At 63.4% G+C, this 19432-nt stretch carries 20 protein-coding genes and 1 tRNA gene; 11 read left to right on the forward strand and 10 right to left on the reverse strand.

The window, feature by feature from the left end; genetic code table 11:
* Nucleotides 1-29 precede the first annotated feature (29 nt).
* From LB566_RS19050 to map, 6 genes are all read right to left on the reverse strand, one after another.
* Complete coding sequence (locus tag LB566_RS19050; RefSeq protein ID WP_224625502.1) at nucleotides 30-1016, reverse strand: autoinducer 2 ABC transporter substrate-binding protein; 987 nt, start codon at nucleotides 1014-1016, stop codon at nucleotides 30-32.
* 31 nt (nucleotides 1017-1047) lie between these two features.
* Nucleotides 1048-1818 carry an ATP-binding cassette domain-containing protein gene (locus LB566_RS19055; protein WP_140551488.1) on the reverse strand — a complete coding sequence of 257 codons (771 nt, stop codon included), beginning with the start codon at nucleotides 1816-1818 and terminating at the stop codon, nucleotides 1048-1050.
* A gap of 27 nt (nucleotides 1819-1845) precedes the next feature.
* Nucleotides 1846-2622, reverse strand: coding sequence for a glutamine amidotransferase (locus LB566_RS19060; RefSeq protein ID WP_224625503.1), 777 nt, complete (start codon nucleotides 2620-2622; stop codon nucleotides 1846-1848).
* A gap of 36 nt (nucleotides 2623-2658) precedes the next feature.
* Nucleotides 2659-3840 (reverse strand): carbohydrate kinase family protein, encoded by a 1182-nt coding sequence (locus LB566_RS19065; protein WP_224625504.1) that lies wholly within the window; start codon nucleotides 3838-3840, stop codon nucleotides 2659-2661.
* Between the two features lie 254 nt (nucleotides 3841-4094).
* Nucleotides 4095-4883, reverse strand: a complete 789-nt coding sequence (radC, locus tag LB566_RS19070) for a RadC family protein (RefSeq protein WP_411910490.1) — start codon at nucleotides 4881-4883, stop codon at nucleotides 4095-4097.
* A gap of 49 nt (nucleotides 4884-4932) precedes the next feature.
* Entirely contained in the window at nucleotides 4933-5760 is an 828-nt protein-coding gene (gene map, locus LB566_RS19075) for a type I methionyl aminopeptidase (RefSeq protein WP_224625505.1), read from the reverse strand.
* Nucleotides 5761-5968: 208 nt separating this feature from the next.
* On the opposite strand from map, the gene LB566_RS19080 reads away from it, so the two are divergent.
* The 4 genes from LB566_RS19080 (at nucleotide 5969) to LB566_RS19095 (ending at nucleotide 7591) form a co-directional block, all read left to right on the forward strand.
* On the forward strand, nucleotides 5969-6367 hold the full coding sequence (locus tag LB566_RS19080) for a hypothetical protein (RefSeq protein ID WP_224625506.1): 399 nt from the start codon (nucleotides 5969-5971) through the stop codon (nucleotides 6365-6367).
* A 108-nt stretch (nucleotides 6368-6475) separates the two neighbouring features.
* Nucleotides 6476-6712 (forward strand): hypothetical protein, encoded by a 237-nt coding sequence (locus LB566_RS19085; protein ID WP_224625507.1) that lies wholly within the window; start codon nucleotides 6476-6478, stop codon nucleotides 6710-6712.
* Nucleotides 6713-6890: 178 nt separating this feature from the next.
* Nucleotides 6891-7187, forward strand: a complete 297-nt coding sequence (locus tag LB566_RS19090) for a DUF982 domain-containing protein (RefSeq protein WP_140551494.1) — start codon at nucleotides 6891-6893, stop codon at nucleotides 7185-7187.
* Between the two features lie 44 nt (nucleotides 7188-7231).
* Entirely contained in the window at nucleotides 7232-7591 is a 360-nt protein-coding gene (locus LB566_RS19095) for a DUF6074 family protein (protein ID WP_224625508.1), read from the forward strand.
* A 43-nt stretch (nucleotides 7592-7634) separates the two neighbouring features.
* Here the strand turns inward: LB566_RS19095 and LB566_RS19100 are convergent, their stop codons facing one another.
* From LB566_RS19100 to phaC, 4 genes are all read right to left on the reverse strand, one after another.
* Nucleotides 7635-8777 (reverse strand): hypothetical protein, encoded by a 1143-nt coding sequence (locus LB566_RS19100; RefSeq protein WP_224625509.1) that lies wholly within the window; start codon nucleotides 8775-8777, stop codon nucleotides 7635-7637.
* A 168-nt stretch (nucleotides 8778-8945) separates the two neighbouring features.
* Nucleotides 8946-9020, reverse strand: a tRNA-Glu gene (locus tag LB566_RS19105).
* 223 nt (nucleotides 9021-9243) lie between these two features.
* On the reverse strand, nucleotides 9244-10488 hold the full coding sequence (locus tag LB566_RS19110) for a YcbK family protein (RefSeq protein ID WP_224625510.1): 1245 nt from the start codon (nucleotides 10486-10488) through the stop codon (nucleotides 9244-9246).
* A gap of 216 nt (nucleotides 10489-10704) precedes the next feature.
* Nucleotides 10705-12540, reverse strand: a complete 1836-nt coding sequence (gene phaC, locus LB566_RS19115) for a class I poly(R)-hydroxyalkanoic acid synthase (protein WP_224625511.1) — start codon at nucleotides 12538-12540, stop codon at nucleotides 10705-10707.
* Between the two features lie 98 nt (nucleotides 12541-12638).
* Between phaC and LB566_RS19120 the strand changes: the two genes are divergently transcribed.
* The 7 genes from LB566_RS19120 (at nucleotide 12639) to recJ (ending at nucleotide 19421) form a co-directional block, all read left to right on the forward strand.
* Nucleotides 12639-13031, forward strand: a complete 393-nt coding sequence (locus tag LB566_RS19120; RefSeq protein WP_140551499.1) for a hypothetical protein — start codon at nucleotides 12639-12641, stop codon at nucleotides 13029-13031.
* Nucleotides 13032-13105: 74 nt separating this feature from the next.
* Nucleotides 13106-14323, forward strand: a complete 1218-nt coding sequence (locus LB566_RS19125; protein WP_224625512.1) for an LL-diaminopimelate aminotransferase — start codon at nucleotides 13106-13108, stop codon at nucleotides 14321-14323.
* A gap of 48 nt (nucleotides 14324-14371) precedes the next feature.
* Complete coding sequence (locus LB566_RS19130) at nucleotides 14372-15685, forward strand: homoserine dehydrogenase (protein ID WP_224625513.1); 1314 nt, start codon at nucleotides 14372-14374, stop codon at nucleotides 15683-15685.
* Nucleotides 15686-15814: 129 nt separating this feature from the next.
* Nucleotides 15815-16183 (forward strand): hypothetical protein, encoded by a 369-nt coding sequence (locus LB566_RS19135; RefSeq protein WP_224625514.1) that lies wholly within the window; start codon nucleotides 15815-15817, stop codon nucleotides 16181-16183.
* A 63-nt stretch (nucleotides 16184-16246) separates the two neighbouring features.
* Nucleotides 16247-16414, forward strand: a complete 168-nt coding sequence (locus LB566_RS19140) for a Thivi_2564 family membrane protein (RefSeq protein WP_224625515.1) — start codon at nucleotides 16247-16249, stop codon at nucleotides 16412-16414.
* 178 nt (nucleotides 16415-16592) lie between these two features.
* Nucleotides 16593-17576, forward strand: coding sequence for a class II fructose-bisphosphatase (glpX, locus tag LB566_RS19145; protein ID WP_224625877.1), 984 nt, complete (start codon nucleotides 16593-16595; stop codon nucleotides 17574-17576).
* 60 nt (nucleotides 17577-17636) lie between these two features.
* Nucleotides 17637-19421 carry a single-stranded-DNA-specific exonuclease RecJ gene (gene recJ / locus LB566_RS19150; protein WP_224625516.1) on the forward strand — a complete coding sequence of 595 codons (1785 nt, stop codon included), beginning with the start codon at nucleotides 17637-17639 and terminating at the stop codon, nucleotides 19419-19421.
* Nucleotides 19422-19432 lie beyond the last annotated feature (11 nt).

Genomic DNA, 19432 nt, shown 5'->3' on the forward strand with positions numbered 1-19432 from the left:
AACTGTCGCACCGTGTTCATCCCAAGGCTTCAGAAGTTGAACTTGTCGACATTGTCCTTGGTGAAGACCGCCGGCGGTCCGAGCAGCAGGATGCCCTTGGCGGCATCATAGGTGGCTGGCTTTTCGAGGCCGGCGATCTTGTTTTCCGCTTCGAAGGCCTTGCCGTCGATCAGCTGCTTGCCGGCCCAGACCGTGAGATAGCCGAGCTGCTCGGGATCCCACAGCACGGTGAAGCCGAAGGCGCCGCTCTTCAGGTAGGATCGCGCCGTGTTCGGGCTGCAGTAGCCCGTGCCGATGACGGAGCCGATCTTGCCGGCGGTCTCGATGGCCTGGGCGACGCCCGGACAGGTCGAGGATGCGACGGCGATGATGGCCTTGATGTCGGGATTGGCGGCCATGAGATCGCCTGATATCTGCGCGGCGCGCTCGGCCGTGCCGCCGGCAAATTGCGGATCGAGCAGTTTCAGCTTCGGATATTTGGCGGCGGCCTCTTTCTGCATGTAGCCGATCCAGGCATTGAGATTGGACGCCGTCGCCTCGCCGGAGACGATGCCGATCGTGGCGTCCTCGCCGACGCGCTTGACCAGTTCATCGATGATCGTCGTGCCGAGCCCTTCGTCGGTCGCCTGCGCCACATAGACGGCACGGCCGCTGTCGGGTGCATCGCTGTCGCTGGTAAAAAGCTTGATGCCCTTGGCCTTGGCGCTCTCGACGACAGGCGCGATGCTGGACGCATCCAGCACGCTGACCGAGATCGCCTGGACCCCCTGGTCGATCAGGTTCTGCACGATCTGCAGCTGATCGACCGGGTTGGTGTCGACGGGGCCGGAATAAATGAAATCGACGCCCAGGTCCTTGGCGGCGCGATTGCCGCCGGCTTCCATGGCATTGAAGTAGGGGATGCCGATCAATTGCGGGACGAAGGCGACCTTGTGTTTGTCGGCGGCATGCGCTGCCGTGGCGACCACGAACGACAGCGCGGAAACGGCGAGCGCTTTTTTGAGTTGAGAAAGCATTGGTTTATCCTCTCTGGAATGGACGTGCATTTCAGTTTGATTTTTCAAGCGCCCGCACGTCGGGATGGGCGCCTGTTATGAGCGAAACGACTTCCTCGTGACTGGTCTCGGCCGCCAGCCGCTCCGCCACCTTGCGGCCGCGCCGGAACACCACGATGCGATCAGCAACCTCGAACACTTCGGAAATGTTGTGGCTGATGAGGACGACGGCGCAGCCGCGCGCGGCAAGCCGCCGCGTCAGTGCCAGGACCTTGCGGGTCTCGGCGACGGCAAGGGCCGCCGTCGGCTCGTCCATGATGACCAGCTTGGCATTCAGATTGAGCGCCCGGCAGATGGCCACGGCTTGGCGCTGGCCGCCGGACAGGCTGCCGACGGGTGCTTCCGGATCGGAAATATGCGCGTCGAGCTCTTTCAACAGACCATCGACGCGCTGGCGCATCTCCTTGCGCTTCAGGAAGGGAATACCCAAAATGGAGCGTTTCAATTCGCGGCCGAGAAAGACGTTTTCGGCAATCGACAGGTTTTCCGAGAGCGCCAGTTCCTGAAAGATCGTCGCGATCCCCGACGACGCCGCATCCTTGGGCGAGGAGAAAGCCACCGGATTGCCCTCGATGAGAAGCTTTCCATCGCTGGGTGGATGGGCGCCCGCCAGGATCTTGATGAAGGTGGATTTGCCGGCGCCATTGTCGCCGAGAAGCGCCAGCACCTCGCCGGAGCGGATTTCCAGGTCGACATCGGCAAGCGCAGTCAGAGCGCCGAAGCGCTTGGCGATATTTCTGGCGACAAGAAACGGTTCTGTCATGGCGGTTCCCCGGCGGTTGCTGGTCGGCTAGACGGCCTTGCTGACCCAGCGCAGCACGTTGGTCCAAAGACGCGTATAGCCCGGCCATTCCACGAAGCTGTTGGGCAGCCAATGCGGGCCGATATCCGACGTCCAGGCCAGCGTGCGGCCCTGGCCATGGCGGCCGGTGACCAGCAGCGGATGGCCGCCCTGATCCTGCGGCAACCGTGCGAGGATTTCGACGTCATCGCGATCGCGAGCGATGACCTCGTTGGCGCCGAGCAGCAGCGGCCATTCGCCTTCGATGCCGGCAAAGATCGGGTGATCCTTGGGGCCGGTGATTTCAGGCCGGAACCCTTCGGGAATCTCAAGCCTGTCGTCATAGGGAAGGCAGGTCACCGGCAGCGCCTCCTCGACGGCCGTGCGGTGCCAGCGCGCCTTGCCGTCGATGCCCTGGAAGGAGAAATAACCACCGATCATGACCAGGCCGCCGCCGGCCTGGGTCCAGTCGCGCAGAAGCTTGAGCCGGTTGGGCACTGTCTTGCCGTGCAGCCAGACATCGGGGTGAAGCAGCAGCGAGTTCGCGCCGATGTCGGAGAGGATGATGGCCTTGTATTGCGACAGGCCCTCCATGGTGAAGGGCAGCTTCTCGACAGCTTCATGGGCCGGCATGTATTCGAGGTCGAATTCGCTGCTTTTCAAAGCATCGACCAGCGGCGTCGCGCCCAGGTGAAAGGTGACGCTGCCGAACTGATCGAACCCCTTGTAGTGGGTCGCCGAACTCATCCAGCTCTCGCCGACCAGAAGCACTCTTGTTTTCGCCATGATCAATACTCTCCTGGGTTCCCGTAAGTTGTTGGTTCAGCTTGCCAACATGGCGTTGTTCGCCAAGGCGGCAGCCTTCAAAGTCGTGAAATCCGCGATGTAGCCCTGCGCGCCTTCGACCGTGGTCGTCAGGCTCGCGCCGATCGCCGCATGGCGGGCGGCGTCGTCCAGCGACGCACCATGCAGCCAGAGGCTTAGGAATATGCCGGCGAAGCTGTCGCCGGCGCCCGTCGCATCGACGCGGTCGACAGGCAGTGCCGGCACCTCGATCTGCGGTCCGCCATTCGCCGGAAAGACCACCGCGCCAAACTCGCCGAGAGTGAGCACGACCGTTCCGCGCGGCTTGATGCGTGCCAGCATCAGCCGCACCTCTTCGATCATCGTCGCCATCCTGGAGCGAAAGTCGAAAATCTCCCGCATCATCACATCGTTGATGAAGGTCAGATCGATATGCCTGACCATCTGCGTGAAGGTTTCCGGCGTGCGCGCACTCTTGGGCAGGCCGGCCGAATGCAGGCTCACCCTCCAGCCGGCCTGATGAAAGCGTGCGATGGAAGCGGTCATCGTTTCGTAGTGGAAGCCTTCGATGTGAAGACAGGCCGGGCGCGGCTCGGGCTGGATGTCCAGATTGGCGGTCAGATCGATCTCGCCGAGTTCGAACGGTTCACTGATGATCGTGCGGCTGCCATTGCGCTCGATGATCACGATGGCCTGCGAAAGGCGGTTGTTGGGCGTGTTGCGGATCGGCAGTGCGTGGACGCCCAGTTTGGAAAGCGCGCCGAGCGCCCAGTCACTCTCCGGGTCTTCGCCGACCGCCGTCGCCAGTTCCACGTCGAGAGCGTAGGGCGCCCCGACACCGGCGGCGGCAACCGCGAGATTGGCCGCAGGCCCGCCCAGCGCCTTCTCGATATGGCTGGCTGTGATGCGGTCGTCGCGATGCGGCAGGACGTCCACGCGGCAGAGAAAGTCGACGCTGACCCGGCCCGCGACCAGGAGCCTCGGCAGGTGATCGAGATTCTTCGGCCTGTGGGGCGCGCGGCCCGGCAGCGAACGCGCAAACGAACTCGGCCGGTACATCAGCGTGGCGATCGCCTTTTCGATGCGTTCGCGCGTGGCCTCCTTCAGGCCAGCAGTCCCATTGATGAAGTTCGACACCGTTCCGATGGAGACACCGGCGGCGCGTGCGACATCCGCTATGGTTGGGCGCTTGCGTTGCAATGGCAGGTTCCAATTGAAGCGTTTCAAACGGTACCAACGGAAATGCCGCCCCTCAACGGAATTATCTTCTAAAAGTCCGGGAATTTAGAGATGGATTTGGAAAAGGATGGCGACATGGTCGCAAATTTCGGGCCATCATTCCAGAATTGAACGATTTTCAAATTCTTGAGCCGAAAGATCGTGCCGGCGAATTCGCTGCTTTCATTCGATCGACCGGTCTGGCCTGACGCCGGCAATGTCGGCGAGCTCATCATCTAGATCAGCAGCAAGCCCTTCATGCTGGAATAGCCCTTGCGACCGATGATGATGTGGTCATGCACGGAAATGCCCAGCCGCTTGGCCGCGTCGATGATCTCCTTGGTTATCTCGATATCGGCACGCGATGGGGTAGGGTCGCCCGACGGGTGGTTGTGCACCAGGATGATTGCCGTCGCCGACAGTTCGAGCGCGCGCTTTACCACCTCACGCGGATAGACGGGCGTATGATCAACGGTGCCGGTCTGCTGCACCTCGTCGGCAATCAGCGTGTTCTTCTTGTCGAGGAACAGGATGCGGAACTGCTCGCGCGCCTCGAAGGCCATGGCTGACCGGCAATAGTCGAGAAGCTGCTGCCAGGAGGAGAGGATTTCGCGGCCATGGACCTCGCTGCGCGCCATGCGCTGGGCCGTCGCCGCAATAACCTTCAGGTCGAGCGCTACCGCCGGGCCCACGCCCTTGACCTCCTGGAGGAGGCCGACGGGCGCGCCAAGCACCTCGGCCAACGTACCGAAGCGTGCCAGCAGCGCCTTGGCGACCGGCTTGGTGTCGGCACGCGGGATCAGGCGGAAGAGCAGGAGTTCCAGAAGCTCATAATCGGGCAGGGCGTCCGGACCTGCCGAGGCGAAGCGTTCGCGCAAACGGTCGCGATGGCCGAGATAATGCGGCTTCTCCTCGATCCCCCTGGCCTTCGCGGGAGGCCCGGCTTTCGCAGGAGAGTGCATGGTCGCGAGAAGCTGCGCAGGCTTTTCTGCAAAGAAACTGCGCTCGTCGTCGTCACCTGACATATCGTCTGCCCCCAACTCTCCCGACCGCGAGGTCCGGCAGGACGAGACATTAGGCCGGCAGGCCGGGGCGGTCGAGCTTTTTGGGGGATAGCGTGAAGATCTCGCAGCCGGTGTCGGTCACGCCGATCGTGTGCTCGTACTGCGCCGACAGCGAGCGGTCGCGCGTCACCGCTGTCCAGCCGTCCGACAGGACTTTCACATGCGGCCGTCCGAGGTTGATCATCGGCTCGACGGTGAAGATCATGCCGGGCCGCATTTCGATGCCCTCATTGGCGCTGCCGTAATGCAGGATGTTGGGCGCGTCGTGGAACAACTGGCCGACGCCGTGGCCGCAGAAGTCGCGCACCACCGAACAGCGCTCGCCCTCGGCATAGGTCTGGATGGCGGCGCCAATGGCGCCGGTGCGGGCGCCGGGCCTGATCGCGGCAATGCCGCGCATCAGGCATTCGTGGGTGACTTCGAGCAGGCGTTCAGCCGCGCGTTTTATGGTGCCGACGGGGTACATGCGCGAGGAATCGCCGTGCCAGCCGTCGAGGATGTAGGTGACGTCGATGTTGACGATATCGCCATCCTTCAGCGGCTTGTTGTCGGGGATGCCATGGCAGACGACATGGTTGATCGAGGTGCAGGAAGACTTGGTGTAGCCGCGGTAGTTGAGCGTCGCCGGCAGCGCGCCATGATCCATGCCGAACTCGAAAACGAAGCGATCGATGGTGTCGGTGGTGACGCCGGGCGCAATCATCGGCACCAGTTCGTCGAGGCAGCGCGCCGTGAGGTCGCACGCCTTGCGCATGCCGGCAAAACCTTCCTCGCCATAGAGGCGAATCTGGCCCGTGTTTCTGAGCGGTGCCGTGGCGGCGTCGAGATAGGTGACCATTGGTGTCCGTCTTGCCGGTGTGGCTCCGCAAGGGAGCCGGCGTGAAAATCTCCCCAGATTTGGCACTTGAGGACAAAAGGTTCAAGGAAGAACTGCCCGGACGCTACCATGCGGCAGGGATATTCGGCGCGCCCGGTGTCTTTGACTCCCTCGTTCCTTCCCTTTCGATCGACCGTACGGTAGGGCGAGGGAGGTTTTTGGAGATTTCATGAGGGTCAAACACGCAAGACTGCCGGAAGCGCCGTTGAAGTTGGCCTGCTCATTGCTGATGAGCCTGGTGCTGCTGGCGATGCTGTCCCTTGGCCGGCCGGAGGTGCCCGTCCTTGCCGGAGCAGCCTCCGGTGTCGCCACCGCCGGCGTGGAGCGGTCCGGCGAAGCGGCGGCGCTGCTGCGCATCACCGGCAAGGCGCAGGCGCTGGAAGTTCGTTCCAGCCGGCCGGCTCTGGTCAAGTTCGCCGGCGGGCATCCGGCCCTGCCGGCCCGGGACACCGTCTTTTCCTGGTTGGTTTCGGTTCCGCCGGCAGAGATCGTCGCTGCTGGCGAGTTGGCCCGTACATCTTGGGCGAATGCCAATCAGCCGCGCGCGCCGCCGTGGCTTCCGGCCTGAGCGGTTCCAACCGCTCCTTCACTCAAATCACTTCCTGTTCGCGTCGCGATCCGTGCGGCGGCCTCGGTCGCGCAGCGGTGTGTGGCGCGTCATTTCCGGATTGTTTCCATGCAACGTATCAAGACACTCAAGAGCCTTTCACGCGCGGCCTGCGCCGCCATTTTCCTTTCCGTCCAGGCGCTCATCTGTATCGGAACCGTGTACTGGGCGCTGACGGAGACGCTCGGCCTTTCGGCGACAGGGGCACTTGTCCTTGGCGGGATTTTCTCTGTGCCGTCGGCTTTCGTGCTGCTTACAGCGGTGCGCATGGCCTTCGATGCGGAGACCGATCCCGCCAACCAGTAGTCGGATCGCCAAGGCGCCCGCGTTCGACACGGTCGAGCGCCTTGGCGCTTGCTTGCGGCGGCTGCGGCAAAACGTCCATGACCGTGGAGACGCCACATTCCTGCGGTAGCGGCCGGTCAAAGCAACTTTTTACGACGGATGGCGTTGCCGCTGGTGACGACAGTTCGGGAGATGGCGGATGGACAGACTGCAATTCGAGGTGCCGGTGCGTATCGCGCCCGGACCCGGCCTGCCTGTCGAGGAGATCTACAGCGTCGAACAGGCCCTTGATTTCCTCCAGGACTGGCCGCTGCGCCGGCAAGGCCCGATTTACCAGAAGGCCTTCAACGCCTGCTTCGGCGCTACCGTGGACGTCGTCAAGACCGAGGATGCCTGCCGGGCGTTCATGGCGTTCTGCCGGGTGACCGGGCTGATGGCCCGGGACATGATGGCACCGCGCAAGCGCGGTGGCCAGGCGAGAGGGCTGCAAGCCTGAGGGCGCGCTGCGCTCTTTCGTTCCCGTGGCCGAACGGCGCATCGATGCCGATGCCATTAAGCTTCCGTTTCCACTTTCGCGGCTACGCCATGCTTGTTCGGCAATGGTTGATTCGTTGCGTCAGTCTCGTGGTTCGGAAGATGTCCCCAGAAAAAATCCGTGCATTCCCAATCGACCGTCAGGCATTCCTGGTTCGGGAGGTGGCTGCCAGGCTCGACAGTTTGCATGGCGACAGCGCCACCTCGTTCTGGAGGGCCAAGGCAACGGAGTTGTTCGATCTCGTCGTCAGGTCAGGCAGGGACAGAGCAGCGGCGAGCGACGAGGTGCGCAGGTTCTTCTTCGCCGTGCAAAAAGAGATATCGACCGGCGCGGCAACTGAGCCGATGCCAATTCTTTCCGCCTGAAAGTGCTCCGCAAGGCGTCCCCACATCCGGTCCATGCCAACCGCTAGCGGAACAGATATTTTGATACTTCGGGGTTGCCGCGTCGCCACATGACGTTGTCAAGGAAGTAGTGGTGCACGTTGCTGAAGATCAACACTATGAAGAAGAACAGCGACGAACCCAGGACTTCCTTGTCGTAAGGGATCAAGGCAGTCAGTGCCGCCGGGACCAGCCAGAAACCGAGACCGCCGAGGACCCCGCCGGCGATGACGAACCCCAGGACACGCATCCTGTAGATCGGACCAAGAATGGACAGGATTCTGGAGTCTGGAACCCTTTCTGCATCGGGCCCGTCACGCTCGACATTGCTTTGATAGCGCCAGACCACGGCCAGGTACTGCAGCGAATGGAGTGCCGGCACCACGAGCAGCCAGAGCGGATTTATTCTCACGACCAGGATCCACAGGTACAGGGACGCGCTGTAAGCGAGGACGCCGTTATACGGCAGGCTGCCGCCATTTTTGCTCCAGCGATTGATCAGCATCACAACGGTGGCGGCAGTGGAAGCGGCCGCGGCCGACAGCGCGATCGCATTGAGCCACGCAGGGGTGGCAAACGTGTAATATTCCAGACCGTAGTATTTTGCTTGGCTGACCGCCGTGTTCGTCTGGAGCCATGCAAACAGCCATACGGCATAGCTGTTGACCAGCAGGATTTTCTTATCCGGATTGGTGAAGAACCTGCGCTTCAACACGGCGTCCACCATCAACATGCCGTAGCCTTGCTTGACGTAGTGCCAGCCCACGAAAAAGAACATCGCGTTGGCTGCGTTTCCGAGCAGCCGGGCGTTCGCCGTTATCGAGCCGTAAGCAAAAAACCCGCCCATGAGCAGGGGAACGGCAATGCCGGCGAAGATATAGCGGACCTGGAGGCCCTTATCGTATCCGTCGCCGCGCACCTTGCTTCCAAAATTGCGATAGAAGAGTTGGTAGGAGTGGGCGAAGTGCGGATAGTTGATCAGATACGCCAGGAAAAGCATCACCGCAGCCACGGCGCCTTCGTATTTGAGCGGCACGAAGAACAGGGCTGGCAAAATCAGGAATGCGCTGCCGCCAAGCATGAGGAAGTCCGCCAGCGGGCCAAAGAGATATCTTTGTGGCGGCGTCGCCGCCGGCGCTCGATCCTCCGCCGAAAGGTGAACTGCCATCTAGCATCCCCCTTGGGAAAGCCGATTTAACCATCGAGCCTTGCCCTCGACAAGGTCGAGGCGACGGAATGGTCAACACGTAAAATGACGTTTCGGAAGGGGGTGTTACCCTGTCCGGCGCGATAGCTCTTGACGCCGAAAGGGAGCGTAGGGGACATCGAGTGAAGCTGGTACGCCCAAGGGGAATCGAACCCCTGTTACCGCCGTGAAAGGGCGGTGTCCTGACCGCTAGACGATGGGCGCGCTCAGATGAAAGCGGCTTATACTGGCGTTGTGCGCAACCGGCAACCCGTCAGGTGCCGGCTTGGACAACTTTTTTCCTGCCTGCCAAAGCGATTGATTCACGCAGCGCCGGCGGTAATTTTTCTGGCGGCCGTCACCAGCCGCTGCGTGGATTTCCGGGCACTTTTCAGACGATTGCGGGAAGTGACTTGAGGTCAGGAGGTCCCAGCCGAACCGGCGCTGGTCAGCCTTCGCCACCGCTGCGCCGGCGGCAGCGCCAGTTCCAGTCGCGCTCGGGGCCGACGTCGACGTGGACCGATTCGGTGTGGCAGTAGGTGCCGACGCCGCCGCGGCCGGGCATCGTCCTGACGTAGCTCGCCAGCTCCCATTTCGAGACGCCCGGCACCTGGATGTCGGCGGCGGCGCAATACATGTGCAGCGAATTCTTGGCGCCGTTGGCACGGCGGTTGCGGGCGGGGTCGCGATAGCCGGAGGTGACGACCATCTTGCGGCCGTAATGGCCTTCGATCGTCTTGAGCACGCGCACCAGCGAGGGCTTGAGGCACGCCACGTCGACGCTCTCGTTCTGCTTCAAGAGCCCGTTGGGCGCGAGGCGCGCCATGCCCGCGGCGGAGGCCACCTGGTAGAGGCCGCCCGAACCTTCATCCTCGTTGAGGTCGACGTCGCTTTCGTCGTCGAGGCCGGATTTGCGCTTGATCTCGAACAGGGCCGTCTGGCGCACGCCCGGCAGGGCATCGCCACCGGTGATGTGACCTGAGTCGTCGCCGAGCGAAGCCAGTTGCACCGGTTTCGCCGTGGAATCGGCCGAGGCCAGTGTAATGATCGGCTTTGCCGCCGCCGGGGCGGGCTTGGCCTGCACGGCCGGCGGTTCGCCTGCGCGCGTGTTGACCAGTGGAGCAGGCTTCGCCGAAGCCGGCGTCGCGCCGAACATCGAGGCCAGGAACCCTCTTTTCTTCGGCGCCTCCGCTGGCGGTGCCTCGCCAGCGGTCACATAGACGGGATTGTTCAACGCCTGTGCCGAGGCCGGCTTCGGTGCCGTCACGGCGTCGGCGGCAGCAATCTTCTGCGCCGCCGCCTCAGTCTGTTGAGCCGTCTGCGCCGGTTGCTGCAGCGATTGCGGCGTGTTCCCGGCAATCGTTTCAGCTCCAGCCGGCGCGGTGAGCGGGAAGGCCGCTTGCGGGTTTGCTATCGGCACGTAGGCGACCGTCTCGGGCAGCGCTGTGTCGCCTTCCGCCATCACGGTGGTCTGCGTGGCCGCCGTCTGCGACGACGAATCGCCGGCCACGATCGGCTTGTTTGTCGAGGCTGCGTTAATGTCCGATGCGGAGGCATTGTAGCCGGGCATGCCAACCGACATTGTGGGGTCGCCAGCCGAGGTGCAGGAGGCCAGGAGCACGGAACAGAGCGCCGCCGCAATGGTGCGGCGTTCTCCCTTCGCGAGGCTCCACCCTGCTGATTTCAAAGTCAAATTCCCCCTCGATATCCGATCGGTATATCCTTGGCGCAGCGTCCGAACGGCTGCGTCGAGGTGCCCCTTGTCTCCGATCCGGAAACGAGACCTGTGTCAAATCAGCAAGCCTGGAAGTATTTTTGCGGCAATTGCCGAATTTAGGCGGCAAGATGGTTGACGACACCATTTCGCCCGCTTTTACGGGTCCGTCAACTCACCAGACATTACAGTCGGTTACACACGCACCTTGACATAGGTGCCGGGGGCATCACCAAAGGTTTTCATATGCTTGCCTGCTTTGCGGGCAGGCACGCGATTGTTGTCCTTGGCCTCTATCCAGCTCTGCCAGTGCGGCCACCAGGAACCAGGATGGTCGGTCGCCTTGGCGATCCACTCGCCGAAGTCGCCCTCCGGTTTGCCGCCGGTCCAGTACTGGTACTTGCCCGATGCGGGCGGGTTGACGACGCCGGCGATATGACCGGAGCCCGCCATCACGTATTCGACCTCGCCGCCGAAATATTTCGAGCCGAGGAAGACGGACAGCGCGGGAGCGATGTGGTCTTCCCTGGAGGCGAGGTTGTAGACGGGGATCTTGATGTCGGCGAGCGAAACGGTGCGGCCGGCAAGTTCCATCCTGCCGCGCGAGAGGTTGTTCTCGAGATAGCAGTTGCGCAAGTAGAAGGAATGGTTGGCGGCCGCCATGCGCGTGGAATCGGCATTCCAGTAGAGCAGGTCGAAGGGCAGGGGATCCTTGCCGCGCATGTAGTTGTTGACGACATAGGGCCAGATCAGGTCGCCCGAGCGCAGCATGTTGAAGGCGGTCGCCATCTTGGTGCCGTCGAGATAGCCCTTTTCGTTCATGGCCTTTTCCACCGCCGCGACCTGTTCCTCGTCGACGAACACCTTGAGGTCGCCGGCATGGGTGAAATCGACCTGGGTGGTGAAGAAGGTCGCCGACTTGATGCGATCGTCACCCTCCTGCGCCAGCAGGGCAAGTGCCGCGGCCAGCAACGTGCCGCCGACGCAGTAGCCGATAGCGTTGACCTCCTTCTCGCCTGTGGCCTTCTCGATAGTGTCGAGGCCGTATTGCAGCCCCTCCCTTGTATAAGCTTCCCAGTTCTTCATGCCGTGGCGTTCATCAGGGTTGATCCAGGAGATGACGAACACGGTGTGGCCCTGTTCGATCGCCCAGCGGATGAAGGATTTCTGCGGGTTGAGGTCGAGTATGTAGAACTTGTTGATCCAGGGCGGGCAGATCAGCAGCGGCCGTTTCAGCACCGTCTCGGTGGCGGGATCGTATTGGATGATCTCGGCGACGTCGCTGCGGCCGACCACCTTGCCGGGGGTGGTGGCGATGTTGCGGCCGATCTCGAAGGGCGAGTAGTCGGCCTGACGCAGCTTCAGGTCACCCTTGCCGGCGGCGATGTCCTCGGCCAGCATCTTCATGCCGCGCACAAGGTTTTCGCCGTTCGAGGCGATGGTTTCGCGAAACAGTTCCGGATTGGTCAGGATGAAATTCGACGGTGAGATGGCGTTGGACACCTGCTTGACGTAGAAGCTTGCCTTGTGGCGGGTGTGCTCGTCCAGACCTTCGGCGTGCTCGACAAGCTCAGCCGCCCAGCGCGAGGTGACGAGATAGGCCTGTTTCAAGAAATCGAAGAAGGCGTTGCGGCCCCATTCCGGATCCTGGAAACGCTTGTCGCCGCGCTCAGGCTTGACCGCGTCCTCGGTTCGCTCGGCATCGGGGCTGACGCGCTGGATGGCGTTCGCCCATACCGTCATATAGCCGGCGAACAGCCGCGTCTGAGCTTCGAGCGCACGTTGCGGGTCGGCAAGCCAGTATTCGCTGAGCTTGGAGAAGGTCTTCACCATGTCGACGACCGGTTCGGCGACATGGTCGCGCACTTCGCCCTTCTCGCGCGGCTCGGCCCAGGCGGAAGCCGCCTTGCCGGCCTGCTCGATCATGCGCGCCATGTTCAGGGCGAAGCGCTCCGGGTCCTTCACCAGATATTGCTCGACCGTCGAAGGTCCGCCATCTTCCGCTTTGCCCGAATCGGGTGTTTTGGACATGGTGCGCGGGGTTCCTCCCGAAGCGTTTTCTTGACATATTACCATGGGACATCCGAACGGGTCCAACCTCGCTCTACCCCGGCTGCCAAGGAAACAATATGACGATTAACATTGGCGAGACTGTTTTTTTCGGCGCCGGTCGCTTTTGCCGCATCGGTGCGGCAATGGCCCTGTTATGCCTGGGGGCCTGCTCGAGCACCGATACCAGCGGCCCGGTGCCCATCGCCACATCAGCGGGGCCGAAGGATACCGGAACCTTTCCGAACCTGAACATCCCGCCGAAAGTGGCGGCCAAACAGTTCACCGATGCCGAGAGGAACGCCAAGCTCGCGGAATTGAAGGGAGACGAGAGCGCGCAGGCAGCCAATGGCGGCGCCCCCAAAGTCACCAACCAGGCGGCGCTGACGGACCTGGCCAGCAAGCACGGCGCGCAGACGCTGAAGCAGATCGAAGGCAAATGCGACCCTGCCCTCGACCCCACCTGCAAATAAGTATATAGCGCGCGCCCAAGGCACTTGCCGACACGGCGCGCCTTGCCAAACGCCAAGTGATGTCTGGAACTGCCATGGAAGAGTTTCACAAGGTCCGCCGGCTTCCGCCCTATGTTTTCGAGCAGGTCAACAGGCTGAAGGCCAGCGCCCGCTCGCGCGGGGCCGACATCATCGACCTCGGCATGGGCAATCCGGACCTGCCGACGCCGAAGGCAATCGTCGACAAATTGTGCGAAGTGGTGCGCGATCCGCGCACCCATCGCTATTCCTCCTCGCGCGGCATTCCGGGCCTGCGCCGCGCCCAGGCCGCTTACTATCAGCGCCGCTTCGGCGTGAAGCTCAATCCCGATACGCAAGTGGTGGCAACTCTGGGTTCGAAAGAGGGCTTCGCCAACATGGCGCAGGCGATCACCGCGCCGGGCGACGTGATCCTGTGCCCGAATCCAACCTACCCGATCCATGCTTTCGGCTTCATCATGTCGGGCGGGGTCATCCGCTCGCTGCAGGTGGAGCCCGATGACCATTTCATCCCGGCGGTCGAGCGCGGCATCCGCCATTCGATCCCGAAGCCGCTGGCGCTGATCCTCAACTATCCGTCGAACCCGACGGCGCTGGTCGCCTCGCTCGATTTCTACAAGGACGTGGTGGCGTTCGCCAAGAAGAACGACATCATCATCCTGTCGGACCTTGCCTATTCGGAGATCTATTTCGACGGCAACCCGCCCCCCTCTGTGCTGCAGGTGCCGGGCGCGATCGACGTCTGCGTCGAGTTCACCTCCATGTCGAAGACCTTCTCCATGCCCGGCTGGCGCATGGGCTTTGCCGTCGGCAACGAGCGGCTGATCTCGGCGCTGACCCGGGTGAAATCCTATCTCGATTACGGCGCCTTCACGCCGATTCAGGTGGCGGCCGCGCACGCGCTCAACGGCGACGGCGCCGACATCGCCGAAGTGCGCGACATCTACCACAAGCGGCGCGATGTGATGGTCGACGCCTTCGGCCGCGCGGGCTGGACCATTCCTGCTCCGGCTGCGTCCATGTTCGCCTGGGCGCCGATTCCCGAGCCGTTCCACCATCTCGGCTCGCTCGAATTCTCCAAGCTGCTCATCGAACATGCCGACGTTGCGGTGGCGCCAGGCGTCGGCTTCGGTGAACATGGCGATGATTTCGTGCGTGTCGCGCTGGTCGAGAACGAGCACCGGATCCGGCAGGCGGCGCGCAACATCAAGCGCTTCCTGGCGACCAGCGCCAAGCAACCCAACAATGTCGTGCCGCTTTCCGCCCATCGGTAAGCTTTCCGCACACAATTTCGTTTGATCTTTCGGGGGACATCGCCGGCCATGGCTGAAGCTCTGCGTGTTGGGATTGCCGGCCTCGGCACGGTCGGCGCGTCGGTGGCGCGCGTGCTGCGCGACAAGGCGGTGGAGCTGACACGGCAGTGCGGGCGCGACATCGTCGTGGCGGCGGTTTCGGCGCGTGATCCCAAGCGCGACCGAGGCGTCGATCTCAATGCCGCGAAATGGTTCGACGATCCGGTCAAGATGGCGCAGGCCGCCGAGATCGACGTTTTCGTCGAACTGATCGGCGGCGACGAGGGGCCGGCGTTCGCGGCTGTGAAGACGGCACTCGAGGCCGGCCGTCATGTCGTTACCGCGAACAAGGCGCTGCTGGCCAAACATGGCGTCGCACTGGCCGAGATCGCCGAGAAGAAGGGCGTGCTGCTCAACTACGAGGCCGCGGTGGCGGGCGGCATTCCCGTTATCAAGACGATGCGCGAGGCGATGGCCGGCAACTCGGTCACCCGCGTCTTCGGCATTCTCAACGGCACCTGCAACTATATCCTGACCCGTATGGAGGCCGAAGGCATCTCGTTCGACGCCTGCCTCAAGGACGCGCAGCGGCTGGGTTATGCCGAGGCCGACCCGACCTTCGACATCGAGGGCCATGACACCGCGCACAAGCTGTCGATCCTGACCAGCCTGGCCTTCGGCACCAAGATCGCCGCCAACGACATCTATATGGAAGGCATCTCGAACATCACCCAGGCCGATATCCGTGCGGCCGGCGATCTCGGCTACCGGATCAAGCTGCTTGGCGTTGCCCAGCGCACCGAGAGCGGCATCGAGCAGCGCGTGCATCCGACCATGGTGCCGACGGCCTCGGTGATCGCGCAGGTCCACGGCGTCGTCAATGCGGTGGCCATCGAGACCGACATATTGGGCGAACTCCTGCTCTCCGGCCCCGGCGCCGGCGGCAACGCTACTGCCTCCGCCGTGATCGGCGACATCGCCGATATCGCCAAGAGCCGGCCCGGCTTCCAGCACGGCCCGGTCTTCGGAAGGCCGGCGAAGGAGTTGAAGCCTTACAAGAAGGCACAGATGCGCAGCCATGCCGGCGGCTATTTCATCCGGCTGACCGTGCATGACCGAATCGGCGTGTTCGCGGCCATCGCCAAGCGCATGGCCGACAACGATATCTCGCTGGAATCGATCGTCCAGCACGCGATCAGCGGCGAAGCGGCGGCGCAAAAGACGGTGATCCTGGTCACCCACGAGACCACCGAGGCTGCCGTGCGCAAGGCTGTTGACGGCATCACCAAGGATGGTCACCTGACCGACAAGCCGCAGGTCATCCGGATCGAACGGGCAGGATAGATATTTCCTTCCGTCACGTGCCACTGCATTGCCGCGACCGATAGTGCTCCGGGAGATGCCGCTGCCTGGCTCGCCGGAACCAATCCCGGCTAGCGCCGTTCTCCCGAGGTGCAAACCGAGGGAATGCCAATGGCCGAAACATCGAAATCCGAGACTCCCCGGGATACTCCCCAGATCGACGATATCCAGAAGGCGCTCGAAAAGCAGATCGCCGACCTGCGCAAGGAAATCACCAAGATCAACAAGAGCCTTTCGGAACGAGCCGCGGAACTGGTTGACGACGCCTCCGCGCGGGCATCGGATGTGTACGACAGCGCGACGAGCCGCGCATCGCGGACAGCTCAGCAGTTGCGCAGCCAGGCCCAGGCGGTCTCGGAGGTCGCGCGCGAAAATCCGGGCACCACGACGGCAGTGGTCAGCGTCATCGGCCTTTTGGGTTTTCTGGCCGGCCTCGTCGTTGGCCAGTCGATGAATGACACCCAGCGCCGCTGGTACTGATCCGGTAACCACGGAGCCGTTGGCCGGCTTACCCATCCGTCCCGCAATTTCCAGGGGAGCACCATGGCTTCTTCCGTCCTGATCGGCATCCTGATCACGTTCCTGGTGATCATTCTCGTGCTCTATCTGATCCAGCGTCTGCCGCTGGACGGCAGGATGCGGCAGATCGCGCAGATCGTCGTCATCATTATCGGCATCGTTTCGCTGCTCAAATATCTGGCCGTGTTCTAGATCCCGTTCCTTGTAGGGGAAGGCCCCGGTTCGCTGCAAATCGCGTTGTCCATAGTTTAATCGATTGATATTGCAGGCTTTTCGAGAAAACCTTCGAGAGGTCTTGCCGTTGTCATGCTCGTTTGACACAAGAGGCGCGCCTCCGGCGGGAGGCGGCATGCGAACGAGGATCGACCAGATGAACGTGGCCCCCAACATTGTCGCCGGACTTGACCGGATACTCACCATGGAACTGGTGCGCGTCACCGAACGCGCCGCCGTCGCGGCCGCCAGGCTGCGCGGACGCGGTGACGAAAAGGCCGCCGACCAGGTCGCGGTGGACGCCATGCGCCAGGAGCTCAATCGCCTCGCCATCAAAGGCACAGTGGTGATCGGCGAGGGCGAGCGGGACGAGGCGCCGATGCTCTATATCGGCGAGGAGGTCGGCACCGGCAAAGGCCCGGCGGTCGACATCGCGCTCGACCCGCTGGAAGGCACCACGATCTGCGCCAAGAACCTGCCCAACGCGCTGGCCGTCATCGCCATCGCCGAGAAGGGCAGCCTGCTGTTCGCGCCCGACGTCTACATGGACAAGATCGCCATCGGTCCGGGCTATGCCGAGGGCGTCATCGACATCGATGCCTCGCCGGCCGAAAACATCGCCAGCCTGGCCAGGGCCAAGGGCGTCGCGGTGTCCGACGTCACCGCCTGCATCCTCGACCGCCCGCGCCATGGCAAGCTGATCGACGCGGTGCGCGCCACCGGGGCAGCGATCCGGCTGATCGGCGATGGCGACGTCGCCGGTGTCATCCACACCACCGATCCCGAGGAAACCGGCATCGACATCTATCTCGGCACTGGCGGCGCGCCGGAGGGCGTGCTGGCCGCGGCGGCGCTGCGCTGCACGGGTGGCCAGATGCAGGGCCGCTTGATCCTCGACACGCCCGAAAAGGTCGCCCGCGCCGGCAAGATGGGTATTGCCGACCCGAAGCGGGTTTATCGTGCCGAGGACATGGCGCGGGGCGACGTGCTGTTCGCGGCCACCGGCGTCACCGATGGCAACATGCTGGCAGGGGTCAAGTTCGGCCGCAACTACATCACAACGCATACAATCGTGCTGCGCTCGTCGTCGCGCACCGTGCGCGAGATCAAGGCCCGGCATCAGGACCTGGAAAAGTTTTGATGCATTCCTGACTGGCCGTCGCATATTGTGGGCAATGACCATCCGCAAACGCCGCCTCGCATGACGGGCGAAAGACGCCTTTTTCTCGATGTCCGGCAGTCGGCCACCGGTGTTTCCTGGGAACATCGGTTGACCGAGCGGCAGGACATGGTCGCGCTTGCCATCGCACAGGGGCACGGCGTGCCCGATATCGTCGCGCGCGTGCTTGCCGGACGTGGCGTGACAGCGGAACAGGCGGAGCGCTTTCTCGACCCGACGATCCGCGACCTGCTGCCGGACCCGGCATCGCTGACCGACATGGACAAGGCGGCCATTCGCATAGCCGCCGCGGTGATGGCCGGGGAGAAGGTGGCGATCTTCGGCGACTACGACGTCGATGGGGCCGCCTCGTCGGCCTTGCTCAAACGCTTCCTCGCGCATTTCTCGATGTCGTCGGAAATCTACATTCCCGATCGAATCTTCGAGGGCTACGGTCCCAATCCGGAAGCCATGCGCGAGCTCGTCTCGCGCGGCGCGACGCTGATCGTCACCGTCGATTGCGGCACCAACAGCGCGGCTTCCATCGACGCGGCCAATGCCGCCGGTGCCGATGTCGTGGTGCTCGACCATCACCAGGTCGGCGGCCCCCTGCCGGCGGCACACGCGGTGGTCAACCCCAACCGCGACGACGACCTTTCCGGGCAGGGCCATCTCTGCGCCGCCGGCGTGGTTTTTCTCGCGCTGGTGCAGACCGCCAAGGTCCTGCGCGGCCGGCTGGCCGACGCCACGCCGCCGGACCTGCTCTCGCTGCTTGATCTCGTGGCGCTGGCCACGGTCTGCGATGTGGTGCCGCTTACCGGCGTCAACCGCGCCTTCGTCGTCAAGGGCTTGCAAGTGGCGCGCCAGCAGAAGAACGAGGGAATGGCTGCGCTGGCGCGGGTCTCACGCGTCGGCGAGCCGCTCAGCACCTTCCATCTGGCCTACCTGATCGGCCCGCGCATCAACGCCGGCGGGCGCATCGGCGACGCCGCCCTCGGCAGCCGGCTGCTTGCGACCGACGATCCGGTCGAGGCTCGCACCATCGCCGAGACGCTCGACCGGCTCAACCAGGAGCGGCAGTTGATGGAGCAGGAAATGCTGGCCGCGGCCCGCGCGGAGGCCGATGCCGAGCTTGCCGGCGGCAGCGGGCCGGCCATCGTCGTCACCGCCAGCACCAACTGGCATCCCGGCATCGTCGGCCTGCTCGCCTCCAGGCTCAAGGATCATGCGCGCCGGCCGGCTTTCGCCATCGCCTTCAACGCCACCGGCACCGGCACCGGTTCAGGCCGTTCGGTGTCGGGCTTCGATCTCGGCCGGCTGGTGCGCGAAGCCGCAAATGCCGGGCTGATCGTCAAGGGCGGCGGCCACGGCATGGCGGCCGGCATTACCGTTGAGCGCACGCGGCTCGGCGAGCTCAGGGCATTTTTCGAGGAGCGCGCGGCGGCCGACGTGTTCCGATTGCAGGACGAGGAAAGCCTTGCGATCGACGGCGCACTTGCCGCCGAGGGGGCGACGCTGGCTTTGCTGGATGCGCTGGAAAAGGCCGGCCCTTTCGGTGCGGGGCATGTCGCGCCTGTTTTCGCGCTGCCGCGCCATCGGCTGGCCGACGCCCGGCTGGTCGGCACCAGCCACATCCGCGCCGACCTGCAGTCGGGCAGCGGCGGCCGCATCCAGGCAATCGCCTTTCGTGCCGTCGACACCGTGCTCGGCGACTTCCTGTTCAAAAACCGCGGCAAGACGATCCATGTCGCCGGCTCTTTGTCGGGCAATTACTGGAATGGAAATCGCAGCGTGCAGTTCCGCATCGTCGACGCGGCACGGGCCTGATGCGTCTTTGA

Origin of the sequence: Mesorhizobium sp. CA13 (assembly GCF_020165235.1) — a bacterium.
Classification (GTDB): Bacteria; Pseudomonadota; Alphaproteobacteria; order Rhizobiales; family Rhizobiaceae; genus Mesorhizobium.